General features: G+C 74.2%; 8 protein-coding genes. 2 read left to right on the top strand and 6 right to left on the bottom strand.

Going from position 1 to position 14,402, the window contains the following annotated elements:
• Positions 1-71 precede the first annotated feature (71 nt).
• On the bottom strand, positions 72-2,639 hold the full coding sequence (locus tag J5Y05_RS32295; protein WP_307854006.1) for a lipopolysaccharide biosynthesis protein: 2,568 nt from the start codon (positions 2,637-2,639) through the stop codon (positions 72-74).
• Positions 2,632-3,882, bottom strand: coding sequence for a DegT/DnrJ/EryC1/StrS family aminotransferase (locus J5Y05_RS20205; protein WP_210874421.1), 1,251 nt, complete (start codon positions 3,880-3,882; stop codon positions 2,632-2,634). The genes J5Y05_RS32295 and J5Y05_RS20205 overlap by 8 nt, the downstream gene beginning before the upstream one ends.
• A 274-nt stretch (positions 3,883-4,156) precedes the next feature.
• Here J5Y05_RS20205 and fahA point away from each other — a divergent pair, with 274 nt between their 5' ends.
• A complete protein-coding gene (gene fahA / locus J5Y05_RS20210) occupies positions 4,157-5,377 on the top strand; it encodes a fumarylacetoacetase (protein ID WP_210874422.1) in 1,221 nt (406 codons plus the stop codon).
• Positions 5,378-5,758: 381 nt separating this feature from the next.
• Positions 5,759-6,697, top strand: a complete 939-nt coding sequence (locus J5Y05_RS20215) for a M56 family metallopeptidase (RefSeq protein WP_210874423.1) — start codon at positions 5,759-5,761, stop codon at positions 6,695-6,697.
• A gap of 57 nt (positions 6,698-6,754) precedes the next feature.
• Here the strand turns inward: J5Y05_RS20215 and recQ are convergent, their stop codons facing one another.
• From recQ to nuoL, 4 genes are all read right to left on the bottom strand, one after another.
• Positions 6,755-8,839, bottom strand: a complete 2,085-nt coding sequence (gene recQ / locus J5Y05_RS20220) for a DNA helicase RecQ (RefSeq protein WP_210874424.1) — start codon at positions 8,837-8,839, stop codon at positions 6,755-6,757.
• 373 nt (positions 8,840-9,212) lie between these two features.
• A complete protein-coding gene (nuoN, locus tag J5Y05_RS20225; RefSeq protein ID WP_210874425.1) occupies positions 9,213-10,862 on the bottom strand; it encodes an NADH-quinone oxidoreductase subunit NuoN in 1,650 nt (549 codons plus the stop codon).
• Positions 10,859-12,430: an NADH-quinone oxidoreductase subunit M gene (locus tag J5Y05_RS20230; RefSeq protein ID WP_210874426.1), complete on the bottom strand. Its 1,572-nt coding sequence runs from the start codon at positions 12,428-12,430 to the stop codon at positions 10,859-10,861. Before J5Y05_RS20230 ends, nuoN begins: the two co-directional genes overlap by 4 nt.
• A 5-nt stretch (positions 12,431-12,435) precedes the next feature.
• Positions 12,436-14,400, bottom strand: coding sequence for an NADH-quinone oxidoreductase subunit L (gene nuoL, locus J5Y05_RS20235; RefSeq protein WP_210874427.1), 1,965 nt, complete (start codon positions 14,398-14,400; stop codon positions 12,436-12,438).
• Positions 14,401-14,402: the final 2 nt, after the last annotated feature.

Consider the following 14,402-nt stretch of genomic DNA (forward strand, 5'->3'; position numbering starts at 1 on the left):
GCGGATCTCTCCCGGGGTGTTGCTGGCGGACGCACGGCGGGTTCCCCCCTGACGGTCGGCTCTGGGTCGGGTCAGTCGCTGGACGTGCTGCCGTTCGGTCTGGAGCGGTACGGGGGCCCGGTCGTGGCCGGACGGAGCCGGGCCAGGGCCAGGGCCGCGAGGACGAGCAGCGCCGACAGCACCGGCGTGAACGGGGCGAGCGCCGCCTGCCCCACCCAGCCCGCGACCGCGGCGAGGTACAGGACCCCCCAGCGCCCCGCCCACGGCAGCCGGTGACCCGCCCGTGCGAGCAGCGGCCCCAGGGCGGCCAGGCAGAGCAGGTGCGCGGCGAACGGCCCCCAGCGCAGCAGCGCCTCCGGATCGTCGAGCCCGGCCGCGTCCGCGAGGAGACCGGCCGCCCGCGTGTACCCGGGTCCGTCCACCGGGGCCGGTGTCCGGCCGAGGGCGACCGGTACCGCGTACAGCGCGAGGACGGCGGCGGCGAGCGCGGCGCCGGGGAGCAGGGGCTCGGGGCGGGCGCACAGCGTCACGGCGGCCACGAACACCACGAGCAGCAGGGCCCCGGCGAGCAGCGCCGGCCAGGGCAGCTCCCGCAGCAGCTCCCGGCCGTCCGGCCCGCCCGCGCCGCCCCCGGTGCTTCCGGTGCTTCCGGCGCCGCCGGTCCGGGGCAGGTCCCGCAGCGCCGCCCAGAAGACGACGGTGCCCGCGCCGAGCAGCGCCCACAACACGCCCCTCAGCCGCCCGTCGGCCGCATCACCGCCCCCGGCGACGGCCGCACCCGCGTCCCGCCCCGGCCCGGGACCGGCCCCGCCGCCACCCGAACCGGCCGGACCCGGCGCCCCGGCCGGACCCGCCGAGCCCGCCGAGCCCGCCGAACCCGCCGAACCACCGGCACCGACACCGGCACCGACACCGGCACCGACACCGGCGTCAGCGCCCGTACCCGCGCCCGCACCGTCCCCGTCCCCCCGTGGCCGGACGATCACGGCGAGGGTGTCCGCCTCCAGCGCCTCGCGCTCGTACCCGGGCCGCCCGATGAAGAGCGTGACCGTGTCCTCGCCCGGGGAAGCGCCGGCCCGCTCCCGTTCGTAGGCGGCCCGCCGGGCCCAGGACGTGCCGTAGCCGGCGGTGGAGTTCAGCCGGGCCCCACGGCCGTAGCCACCGGCACCACCCCCGTCGGCACCGGCACCCCCAACCGCAGCCCCCACCGCCCCAGCACCCGCACCCGCACCCGCACCGGCCCCAGCACCCGCACCCCCCGACTCCCCCGCACCGGCCCCACCACCCCAGCCGGCCTCAGCCCCACCGCCACCGCCACGGCCCCCGCCGCCCCCACCTCGCAGCACCCCCCGCAGCCCCGGCACGCATCCCACCGCCACGGCCGTCATGCTGAGCAGCACCGCCCAGCCGGCGCCCGCGATCCCCGCCGGGGTGAACAGGGCCACCGCGCTGCCCAGCACGAGGGCGCACATCGTGCCCTGCACCGCCGCGAGCACGCCCGTGCGCCCCTGGACCCGCAGGACGCCGATGTACAGCTCGACCACGATCCGCGGCAGCGCGCCGAGGGCGAGCAGCCGGAGGACGGCCGCCCCGTGCTCGGCGTAGTCCGCGTCGAAGGGGGTGAGGATCTGCGGGGCGAAGACCACCAGGAAGGCGACGACCGGCACCAGCAGCAGCGTCATGCGGCGCAGCGCCCCGCGCACCCCGTCGGCGAGGCGGCGCGGGTCGTGCGAGGCGTGGGCGGTGAGCGAGGAGGCCATGTTGATGGCCATGAACTCCATCGTGCCGCCGACGGTGTACGCCACGTAGAAGTAGCCGTTCTCGGCGGCGCTGAAGCGGACCGCGACCATCACCGGCAGCAGGTTGATCATGGCGAGGCTGAACAGGGCGCCCAGCGAGTCCCCGGCCAGGAAGCGGCCCATCTCGGCCGGCCGGGGCGGTTCGACGTCGCCGTCGGCGGCGGCCTGGCGCGGGATCAGCCGGCGGAAGATCAGCCAGCCGAGCGGCAGCGTGGAGAAGGCGATGGCCACGGCCCAGGAGACGAAGATGCCGAGCACCGGCAGCGCGGAGGCGAAGACGACGAGCAGGACCAGTTTGCCGACCGAGAAGACCGCGTTCCCGGCGGGCACCCACTCGGCCCGGCGCAGTCCGGTCAGCACCCCGTCCTGGAGGGTGAGCAGCGCCCAGGCGACGCAGGCCGCGACGAACAGGGCGCCGGCGGCGGGCGTGCCGAGGGGCGCGTAGGAGTCGCCCCACAGGTCGAGGGTGAGCAGGAAGACGAGGGCGGCGAGGACGACCACGACCGAACTGGCCGCGTACGCGCGCCACACCAGCGGGCCGGTCGCCCGGCCGGCGCGCGGCACGAAGCGGACCACGGCGCCGATCATCGTGGTCGCCGTGATGCTGGCGAGCAGCCGCATCGCGGCGATGGCGGCGGAGCCCTGGCCGACGGCCTCCTCCGAGTAGTAGCGGGCGGCGACGAGCCAGAAGCCGAGGCCGAGGACGGCGGAGACGCCGGTGCTGAGCATGAGGAAGTAGGCGTTCTTGAACAGCGAGTCGGCGCCGCGCCCGCCCTCGGACGGCGTGGTGTCACCGCCCGGTGGTGGCGCGGTGGTCTCCTGCACCCGCGTCTCAGCCACCGGACGAACCCGGCCCTTCCGGGGCGCGGGCGGGCCGTGCCCCGCACTCCTCCAGCACGCGTAGCGCGCGACGGGCGCGCAGCGGGTCCACGGGGAGCGCGTGCCGGGCGAACCAGCGCGCCGCCCCGGGCGCGGGCGAGGGGTCGGTGAAGCCGGGGCCCGCGTAGTCGTCGAGCGGCGGGTCGTAGAGGTAGCCGACGGGCAGGCCGCGCCGGTCCAGGGCTCTGATGGCGGCGTCCCGGTCCTCGACCAGCAGCGGCACCCGGAACAGCGGCTGCGCTCCGCCGCCGGCCGGCCGCCGCCCGGGGTCCGCGGGGGGCGCCCAGGGGGTGGACAGCAGCAGTTCGGTGCCCTCGCGGCAGCGTTCCAGCACCTCGTCGAGCCGGTCCAGGTGCCGGGCGACGCGGCCGAGGCGCAGCCGGCCGCCGCGCAGCCGGTAGTCGTGCAGGTCGACGCGGACCCAGGAGTCGTACGCCGTCAGGTCCGGGGCGGCCTTCGCGGCCCGCGCCAGGTCGGCGGGGCGCAGCGGCATCCGGATGCCCTCCCGCTCGGTGAGCCCGAGCAGGCGCAGCGTGGCCCAGGCGGCGCGGCGCAGCCCCAGTGCGCGCACGGCGGCCTCGGCGTGGGGCCGTACCGCGTAGGCGAGGTCGGCCCGCGGGCTCGGCGGGGCGAGCAGGTCCTCGCAGGCCCGCTCCAGGGCCTCACGCCGTGCCGGGTCGGCGACGGCGAGGAAGCCGCCGGCCTTGGCGCCGACGTGCTTGGAGAGGCTGAAGACGGCGGCGTCGCCCCAGGCGCCGACGGGCCGCCCGCCCACCTCGCTGCCGATGGCGTGGGCCGCGTCCTCCAGCAGCGGGATGCCGGCGGCGTCGCAGCGGGCGCGCAGGGCGGGCGCCGGGTCCGGGTTCCCGTAGAGGTTCGTCGTGAGGACGGCGGAGAGCGTGCCCCAGGTCTCCTCGGGGACGGCGTCGACGTCGATCGAGCCGTCGCGGGCCCGTAACGGCGCCTGCACGGGCCGCAGTCCGGCCGCGAGGACGACGAAGAGGATGACGTCGTCGTTGACCGGCGACATGAGCACCCGGCCGCCCGGCGCACACCAGTGCCGCAGTGCCGCGTACAGGCCGAAACGGCACGACGGTACGTACACGCATTCCCGGCCGAGACGGGCGCGCAGCGTCTCCTCCAGCCGTCTGCCCGGCCGGGACTCCCCGCGCACCCCACCCGGACCGGCCTCCCCTGTGGCCATCCGCCCCCCTGTGTGCCGTCGGACCGCCCCCTCCCCGAGGCCGTCCGGCACCCGCCCAGAGTCGCCCCGTTCGCACCGCTCCGTCAAGATTGCGTCCCGGCCTGTGGACAACTTCCCGCGCACGCCCGGCCGCGGAGCGCCACCCCTCCCGAACGCGCGCGGGCGTACGCCGCCAGGAAGGTTCCCCCTCCCCAGAGCGCGCCGCCCCCCGTAACGTGTGGCGCGGCCACGGATCACGTGGCGCACGCAGCGCACGAAAGCGAGGCAGCACCCGATGCCCCCGTTCGATGTCCCCGAGGGCGATCCCTTCGGCCCGCACAACCTTCCGTACGGCGTGTTCTCGATCCCCGGCGCCCAGGAGCCGACGGTGGGCGTCCGGCTCGGCGACCACGTCCTGGACGCGGGCGCGGCGGCGCGCGCGCTCGGCTCCCCGTACGCCTCCCTGCTCGCGCGGCCCACCCTCAACCCGCTGCTGGCGGCGGGCCGCACCGCCTGGTCGGACGTGCGGCGCGCGCTGACCGCCTGGGTGACGGTCCCCTCCCACCGCGAGACGCTCCGGCCGCTGCTGCACCCCCTGGCGTCGGTGACGCTGCACCTGCCCTTCGAGGTCGCCGACTACGTGGACTTCTACGCGTCGGAGAACCACGCCCGCAACGTCGGGCGGATGTTCCGCCCCGACGCCGCCGACTCGCTCACGCCCAACTGGAAGCACCTGCCGATCGGTTACCACGGCCGCGCGGGCACCGTCGTCGTCTCCGGCACGGACGTGGTGCGCCCGTCGGGGCAGCGCAAGGCCCCCGCCGACCCGGCGCCGGTCTTCGGCCCGTCGGTCCGCCTGGACATCGAGGCGGAGGTCGGCTTCGTGGTGGGCACCCCCTCCACGCAGGGGCGGCCGGTGGCGCTCGGCGACTTCCGCGAGCACGTCTTCGGGCTCTGCCTGCTCAACGACTGGTCGGCGCGGGACATCCAGTCCTGGGAGTACGTGCCCCTCGGCCCCTTCCTCGGCAAGTCCTTCGCCACCTCGGTGTCGGCGTGGATCACGCCGCTGGAGGCCCTGGACGCGGCGCGCACGGCGCCGCCGGAGCGGACCCACCCGCTCCTGCCCTACCTGGACGACACGGACGCGGAGCGCGTCGAGCCGGGCGGCTACGACCTGCGCATCTCGGTCGCCGTCAACGGCCACGTCGTCTCCGAGCCGCCCTTCGCCACCATGTACTGGACGGCCGCCCAGCAACTGGCCCACCTGACCGTCAACGGCGCCTCCCTGCGCACCGGCGACCTCTTCGCCTCCGGCACGGTGAGCGGCGCGGCCGAGCGGGAGCGCGGTTCGCTGCTGGAGCTGACCTGGAACGGCCGGGACGCGCTGGAACTGCCCGACGGGAAGCGGACGTTCCTGGAGGACGGGGACGTGGTGACGCTGACCGCGTGGGCGCCGGGGCCGGACGGCACCCGGGTCGGGCTGGGCGAGGTCACCGGCCGCGTGGTCGCGGGCTAGGGCCGGCTCCCGGAGCCCCCGCCCGGGTTCGAGGACCCCGGCGCGGGGCGCCCGGCCCCGCCCACCGGCCGGCACCCGGCCCCGGCCCCGCACCCGCACCCGCACCCGCACCCGCACCCAGTCGCAGCCGCGGTCGCAGCCGTAGCCCCAATCGCAGTCGCAGCCGCGGTCGCAGTCGGAGTCGCAGCCGCGGCACACAACCCGCCCTCCGCCGCAGATCCGTCGCGCGCGGCCCCTGCCCCGTACCGCCCGTCACCGTCATACTGGCGGCGGGCGGTGCGCGGCACGTCCGCCCGGCCCCTCCGGGAGCCTCCCGCGGCACCGCGCAGCACCCCGCCCCCGCCCCAGCCGCCCTCCCCACCAGGAACCGGAGCCCGTGGCATGACCGTCTGCCTGCTCCTGCTGTCCGTCGTCGCCGTGACAGCGGCCGTCCCGGTGCCGCGCCTGCTGACGCGGTCCGCGTGGCCCGAGCGGGAGCCGGTGGTCGGCCTGTGGGTGTGGCAGTGCCTGGTCGCCACCGTGCTGCTCTGCTGCCTGACGGCGCTCGCCCTCGGTGCCGCCGCCGTCTTCGGCACCGTCCGCGCCCAGCTCTTCGCCCCGGCGCCGCCCGCCGTGACCGCCGCCTACAACCTCTCCGCCGGTCCCGCCTGGGCCGCCGTCCTCACCGTGTTCCTGGCCTGCGGGGCGGCCTGGACGACGGCCGTGCTGTTCCGGGAACTCGTCGAGGCCCGCAGGCGCCGTGCCGTCTCCCGCGCCCATCTGCGCGAACGCGCCCCCGACCTGCCCGCCGGGCTGCCCACCGCGCGCGGGCCGCTGCTGGTGCTGGAGGACGAGTACCCGGACGCCTGGTGGATGCCGGGCAGCCCGCCGCAGCTCATCGTCACCACCGGCGCCCTCCAGCGGCTCACCGACCACCAGCTCGACGCCGTCCTCACCCACGAGCGGGGCCACGCCCGCGCCCGGCACGACTGGCTGCTGCACCTGTCCACGGCGCTGGCCACCGGCTTCCCCCGCGTGCCGCTCTTCGCGCACTTTTGCGACCAGACGCACCGCCTGGTCGAACTGGCCGCCGACGACACCGCCTCCCGGCGCTGCGGCCACCTCACCACCGCGCTCGCCCTGATCCAGCTCAACCAGCACCGGGGCGTGCTCTCCTGCGCCTCCAGCAACCGCCTGCTGGGCGAGCGGGTCGACCGGCTGCTGGCGCCGCCGCCCCGGCTGGAGCCCCGGCACCGGGCGCTCACCACGGCGACCGCCGCGCTGGTCCCCCTCCTCCCGCTGCTGATCACCTTCGCCCCGGGGCTGACGGCCCTGGCCTGACCCGCCGCCGCCCCGGCCCACCGGCCGACACCCCCGGCACCGGCACCGGCCCGCGCCCTACGCCCAGTCGTCGTGCTCCGGATCGGGCTCGGCGTCCGTCCAGTCGAAGGCGTCCATCCCGCCGGCCGGCGCCACCCCCGCACCGGGACCCGCACCGGCCCCCGCCCCGGGACCCGCGTCCGCACCCCCCTCGGAAGCCGCGCCCGCGCCCCGGGCCCCGTCCGGAGCACCCGCCCCCGCCCCGCCCCCGGGCCCGCCGAGCCCGGCCAGCACCTGCAACACGCCCTCCCCGTACGTGGCGAGCTTCTTCTCGCCGACGCCGCCGATCCCGCCGAGCTGCCCGATCGAGGTGGGCCAGGCGGTGGCGATCTCGCGGAGCGTGGCGTCGTGGAAGATGACGTACGCGGGCACGCCCTGCTCGCGGGCCTGCTCCGCGCGCCAGGCGCGCAACGCCTCGAAGGCGGGGACCAGTTCCCCGGGCAGTTCGGCCGCGACGGTCTTGCCCTTGCGGGCGGAGCGCCCTGCCGTGGCACGGGCCGCGGCGGGCCGCTCGGGCTCCTTGCGCAGCGGCACCTCCCGCTCGCGCCGCAGCACCGCGCCGCTGTCGTCGGTCAGCACCAGCGTGCCGTACTCGCCCTCGACGGCCAGCAGTCCCTGGGCGAGCAACTGCCGTACGACACCGCGCCACTCGGCCTCGGTCAGCTCCTCGCCGATGCCGAAGACGGAGAGCTGGTCGTGGTCGAACTGGATCACCTTGGCGGTGCGCTTGCCCAGCAGGATGTCGACGATCTGCCCGGCGCCGAACTTCTGCCCGCGCTCCCGCTTCAGCCGGACCACCGTCGACAGCGCCTTCTGGGCGGCCACCGTGCCGTCCCAGGTCTGCGGCGGGGTGAGGCAGGTGTCGCAGTTGCCGCAGCCGGCCGCGTCCGGGTCCTGGCCGAAGTAGGCGAGGAGCTGACCGCGCCGGCAGCGGACCGTCTCGCACAGTGCCAGCATCGCGTCCAGGTGGGACTGGGCGCGGCGGCGGAACGCCTCGTCGCCCTCGCCGGACTGGATCAGCTTGCGCTGCTGGACGACGTCGTTGAGCCCGTAGGCCATCCAGGCGGTGGAGGGCAGTCCGTCGCGGCCGGCGCGGCCGGTCTCCTGGTAGTAGCCCTCGACCGACTTGGGCAGGTCGAGGTGGGCGACGAACCGCACGTCGGGCTTGTCGATGCCCATGCCGAAGGCGATGGTCGCCACCACCACGAGGCCGTCCTCCCGCAGGAACCGGGACTGGTGGGCCGCGCGGGTGCCCGCGTCCAGGCCCGCGTGGTACGGGACCGCGTCGACGCCGTTGCGGGTGAGGAACTCGGCGGTCTTGTCGACCGAGTTGCGCGAGAGGCAGTAGACGATGCCCGCGTCGCCGGGGTGTTCCTCGCGCAGGAAGGAGAGGAGCTGCTTGCGCGGGTCCGACTTGGGCACGATCCGGTACTGGATGTTCGGCCGGTCGAAGCTGGCCACGAAGTGCCGGGCGTCCGGCATGCCCAGCCGCTGGGTGATCTCCTGGTGCGTGGCGTGGGTGGCCGTCGCGGTGAGCGCCAGGCGGGGCACGTCCGGCCAGCGCTCGCCGAGCAGCGACAGGGCCAGGTAGTCGGGGCGGAAGTCGTGGCCCCACTGGGAGACGCAGTGCGCCTCGTCGATGGCGAAGAGGGAGACCTTGCCGCGGGAGAGCAGGTCGAGGGTGGTCTCCAGGCGCAGCCGCTCGGGGGCCAGGTAGAGCAGGTCCAGCTCGCCCGCGGCGAACTCCGCCTCCACCAGGCGCCGTTCGTCGAAGTCCTGCGTGGAGTTGATGAACCCGGCGCGCACGCCGAGCGCCCGCAACGCGTCCACCTGGTCCTGCATGAGGGCGATCAGCGGGGAGACGACGACACCGGTGCCGGGCCGGACCAGGGCCGGGATCTGGTAGCACAGCGACTTGCCGCCGCCGGTCGGCATGAGCACGACCGCGTCGCCCCCGGCGATCACGTGCCCGACGACGGCTTCCTGCTCGCCCCGGAACGCCTCGTACCCGAAGACCCGGCGCAGTGTGGCCAGCGCCTCACTGTCCACACCGCTCGTCCCTGCCATCTCGGCCATCTCGCCGGTCACATCCGTCCCGCCCATCGCTTGTCCCCCACCCGTCCTGCCGCGTCCGCCCCGGGCCGTCCTGTCCCGGCCACGACTCCACGATAGGGGTCCGCGCGGACACCCCCCGACTTGTCCACAGCCCGCCGCTCCCGGCCGACGTCAAGGACACACCCGCCCGCTCAGGCGTTCGCGGGAGACTCGCGTTCCGTGAGCGCGTGAAGGTGGACGTGCCCTCCCCGGTGGACCTGGACCAGACCGCCGTCAGGGCGCGGCACGGCAGCGCGTAAGCCGGCTCCCCGAAGACTGCCGAAGACGGCGCCGGACCCCCGAAGACGCCCCAGCCCCCGAAAACGGCACCGGCCCGGCCCCTCCGCGAAGGGGCCGGGCCGGCGGCGGGCCGGGAGCGGGGTCAGCGGACGAAGACGCCCGCCTGGCCCGCCAGGTCCAGGAAGTACTGCGGGGCCACGCCCAGGACCACCGTGACCACCACGCCGACCGCGATGGCCGTCATGGTCAGCGGCGACGGCACGGCGACGGTCGGTCCCTCCGGCCGCGGCTCGCTGAAGAACATCAGGACGATCACGCGGATGTAGAAGAACGCGGCGATCGCCGACGACAGCACACCGATGATCACCAGCGGCACCGCGCCGCCCTGCGCCGCCGCCTTGAACACGGCGAACTTCCCCGCGAACCCGGAGGTCAGCGGGATGCCCGCGAAGGCCAGCAGGAAGACCGCGAAGACCCCCGCCACCAGCGGCGAGCGGCGGCCGAGCCCCGCCCACTTCGACAGGTGGGTGGCCTCGCCGCCCGCGTCGCGCACCAGGGTCACCACCGCGAAGGCGCCGATGGTGACGAAGGAGTACGTGGCCAGGTAGAAGAGGACCGACGAGACGCCCTCCGGGGTGGCCGCGATGACGCCCGCGAGGATGAAGCCCGCGTGCGCGATCGAGGAGTACGCCAGCAGCCGCTTGATGTCGGTCTGCGTGATCGCCACGATCGCGCCGGCCAGCATGGTGACGATGGCCACGCCCCACATCACCGGCCGCCAGTCCCAGCGCAGGCCCGGCAGGACGACGTAGAGCAGGCGCAGCAGCGCGCCGAAGGCCGCGACCTTGGTGGCCGCCGCCATGAAGCCGGTGACCGGCGTCGGGGCGCCCTGGTACACGTCGGGCGTCCACATGTGGAACGGCACGGCGCCCACCTTGAAGAGCAGGCCCATGACGATCAGCGCGCCGCCGACGAGCAGCAGGGCGTCGTTGGCGGTGGTGCCGGCGAGCGCCGGGGTGACGCTCGGCGCGGTCCCGTCGACGACCCGGGCGATGGTGCCGTACGACATGGAGCCCGCGTAGCCGTAGACCAGGGCGATGCCGAACAGGGTGAACGCCGAGGCGAAGGCGCCGAGCAGGAAGTACTTGACGGCGGCCTCCTGCGAGAGCAGCCGCTTGCGGCGGGCCAGCGCGCAGAGCAGGTACAGCGGGAGGGAGAGGACCTCCAGCGCCACGAAGAGGGTCAGCAGGTCGTTGGCGGCCGGGAAGACCAGCATGCCGGCGACCGCGAACATCAGCAGCGGGAAGACCTCGGTGGTGGTGAACCCGGCCTTGACCGCCTTCTGCTCGCTCTCCGAGCCGGGCACGGCGGCGGCCTGGGCGGCGAAGGAGTCGACGCGGTTGCCGTGCGCCTCGGGGTCGAGGCGGCGTTCGGCGAAGGTGAACAGGCCGACCAGGGCCGCCAGCAGGATCGTGCCCTGGAGGAAGAGGGCCGGTCCGTCGACGGCGATGGCGCCCATCGCGGCGATGCCCGCCCGGGTCGTGGCGTAGCCGCTCGCCGCCAGGGCGACGATCGCGGCGAAGCCGGAGACCAGGGCGACCGAGGCCGTGAAGAGCTGGGCGTGGTAGCGGTGCCGGCGCGGGACGAACGCCTCGATCAGCACCCCGAGCACGGCCGCGCCGATCACGATCAGAATGGGCGAGAGCTGCCCGTATTCGATCTTCGGCGCTTCGATCTTCGCAATCGGATCGACCGCCGTTGTCCACAGGCTGTGGACGGCTGATGCGCTCACTTGGCCGCCTCCACCTCGGGCCGGGGGTCCTGCTTGTGTACGTCGGACATGGTCTGCCGCACCGCCGGGTTGACGATGTCGGCGACCGGTTTGGGATAGACGCCGAGGAAGACCAGCAGCACCACCAGCGGGGCGGCCACCGCCACCTCACGCACCCTCAGGTCGGGCATGGCCGACACCTCGGGCCGCACCGGTCCCGTCATCGTCCGCTGGTACAGGACGAGGGTGTACAGGGCGGCGAGGACGATGCCGAGGGTGGCGACGATGCCGATCACCGGATAGCGCGTGAACGTGCCGACCAGCACCAGGAACTCACTGACGAACGGCGCGAGACCGGGCAGGGAGAGCGTCGCCAGCGAGCCGATCAGGAAGGTGCCGGCCAGCACCGGGGCGACCTTCTGCACCCCGCCGTAGTCGGCGATGAGCCGGGAGCCGCGCCGGGAGATGAGGAAGCCGGCCACCAGCAGCAGCGCGGCGGTCGAGATGCCGTGGTTGACCATGTACAGCGTCGCCCCGGACTGGCCCTGGCTCGTCATGGCGAAGATGCCCATGATGATGAAGCCGAAGTGCGAGATGGACGCGTACGCGATCAGCCGCTTGATGTCGCGCTGGCCGACGGCGAGCAGCGCCCCGTAGATCACGCTGATCACCGCGAGGACCAGGACGACCGGCGTCGCCCACTTGCTCGCCTCGGGGAAGAGCTGGAGGCAGAAGCGGAGCATGGCGAAGGTGCCGACCTTGTCGACCACCGCCGTGATCATCACCGCGACCGGCGCGGTCGACTCCCCCATGGCGTTGGGCAGCCAGGTGTGCAGCGGCCACAGCGGCGCCTTCACCGCGAAGGCGAGGAAGAAACCGAGGAAGAGCCAGCGCTCGGTGGAGGTCGCCATGGTCAGCGAGCCGTCGGCCCGCGCCGCGGCGATCTCGGTGAGCGAGAAGTTCCCGGCGACCACGTAGAGGCCGATCACCGCGGCCAGCATGATCAGTCCGCCGGCCAGGTTGTAGAGGAGGAACTTCACCGCGGCGTAGGACCGCTGGGTCCGGGCCGTCTCCTCGCCGTGCTCGTGCGCCCGGTCCCCGAAGCCGCCGATCAGGAAGTACAGCGGGATCAGCATGGCTTCGAAGAAGATGTAGAAGAGGAAGACGTCGGTGGCCTCGAAGGAGAGGATCACCATCGCCTCGACGGCCAGGATCAGGGCGAAGTAGCCCTGGGTCGGCCGCCACCGGCGGCTGCCGGTCTCCAGGGGGTCGGCGTCGTGCCACCCCGCCAGGATGATGAACGGGATCAGCAGCGCGGTCAGCGCGATCAGCGCCACCGCGATGCCGTCCACGCCCAGGTCGTAGCGGACGCCGAAGTCGGCGATCCAGGAGTGGGATTCGGTGAGCTGGTACCGGTCGCCGCCGGGGTCGAAGCGGACCAGGATCGCCACGGCCAGCCCGAACGTGGCGAGCGAGAAGAGCAGCGCCAGCCATTTGGCGGCGGTGCGTTTCGCGGCCGGCACGGCGGCGGTGGCGATCGCCCCGACGGCCGGAAGGGCCGCCGTCGCTGTCAGCAGGGGAAAGGACATCGGTATCAGACCGCCCTCATCAGCAGGGTCGCGGCGACCAGGACCGCCGCACCGCCGAACATCGAGACCGCGTACGAGCGCGCGAAGCCGTTCTGCAGCTTGCGCAGCCGCCCGGACAGGCCGCCGAACGAGGCCGCCGTGCCGTTGACGACCCCGTCGACCAGCGTGTGGTCGACGTAGACCAGCGAGCGGGTCAGGTGCTCACCGCCGCGCACCAGCACGACGTGGTTGACGTCGTCCTGGTACAGGTCGCGCCGGGCGGCCCGGGTGAGCAGCGAGCCGCGCGGGGCGACGGCCGGGACCGGACGGCGCCCGTACTGGGCCCAGGCGACCGCGACACCGGCGACCATCACGGCCACCGTGGCCGCCGTGACCGTCAGGGCGCTGATCGGCGCGTTGCCGTGGTCGTGCCCGGTGACCGGCTCCAGCCAGTGCAGGAAGCGGTCGCCGATGCTGAAGAAGGCACCGCCCGCCACCGAGCCGACGGCCAGCACGATCATCGGGATCGTCATGATGCGCGGCGACTCGTGCGGGTGCGGCTCGGCACCGGCCCGCACCCCCGGCTCCACGTCGGGCGAGTCCGGGGACGGCGCCGGTGCGGTGCGCCAGCGCTCCTCGCCGAAGAAGGTCATCAGCATCACGCGCGTCATGTAGTACGCGGTCAGGGCCGCGCCGAGCAGGGCGCAGGCGCCGAGAATCCAGCCCTCGGTGCCGCCCTTGGCGAACGCCGCCTCGATGATCTTGTCCTTGGAGAAGAAGCCGGACAGGCCCGGGAAGCCGATGATGGCGAGGTAGCCGAGGCCGAAGGTGACGAAGGTGACCGGCATGTACTTCCTGAGGCCGCCGTAGCGGCGCATGTCGACCTCGTCGTTCATGCCGTGCATGACGGAGCCGGCGCCGAGGAAGAGCCCGGCCTTGAAGAAGCCGTGCGTCACCAGGTGCATGATGGCGAAGACGTAGCCGATGGGGCCGAGGCCCGCGGCGAGCACCATGTAGCCGATCTGCGACATCGTCGAGCCGGCCAGCGCCTTCTTGATGTCGTCCTTGGCGCAACCGACGATCGCACCGAAGAGCAGCGTGACCGCGCCGACGACGGTGACGACGACCTGCGCGTCCGGGGCGCCGTTGAAGATGGCGCCGGAGCGGACGATCAGGTAGACGCCCGCGGTGACCATGGTCGCGGCGTGGATCAGGGCCGAGACCGGGGTCGGGCCCTCCATCGCGTCCCCCAGCCAGGACTGGAGCGGCACCTGCGCCGACTTGCCGCAGGCGGCGAGGAGCAGCATCAGCGCGATCGCGGTGAGCTTGCCCTCCCCGGCCGTGCCGGCCAGACCGGCCTGGCCCCCGTCGCCGAGCACCGGCCCGAAGGCGAAGGTGCCGAACCACAGGAACATCAGCATGATCGCGATCGACAGGCCGACGTCGCCGACCCGGTTGACCAGGAACGCCTTCTTCGCCGCGGTGGCCGCGCTGGGCTTGTGCTGCCAGAAGCCGATCAGCAGGTAGGAGGCGAGACCGACGCCCTCCCAGCCCAGGTACAGCAGCAGGTAGTTGTCGGCGAGGACCAGGATCAGCATCGCCGCCAGGAAGAGGTTCAGGAAGCCGAAGAAGCGGCGGCGCCGCTCGTCGTGCTCCATGTACCCCACCGAGTACAGGTGGATGAGCGAGCCGACGCCGGTGATCAGCAGGACGAACGTCATCGACAACTGGTCGAGCCGGAAGGCCACGTCGGCCTGGAACCCCTCCACCGGGACCCAGGTGAACAGGTGCTGCGTCAGGGTGCGGTCGGCGGCGGCGCTGCCGAGCAGGTCGGAGAAGAGGACCAGTCCGATCACGAAGGACACGGCGGCCAGCGCCGTGCCGATCCAGTGGCCGACGGCGTCCAGCCGGCGGCCCCCGCACAGCAGGACCACCGCTCCGAGCAGGGGCGCCGCCACCAGCAGCGCGATCAGATTCTCTGCGTTGTTCACGG

This window comes from Streptomyces tagetis (assembly GCF_018069565.1).
Taxonomy (GTDB): Bacteria; Actinomycetota; Actinomycetes; order Streptomycetales; family Streptomycetaceae; genus Streptomyces; species Streptomyces tagetis.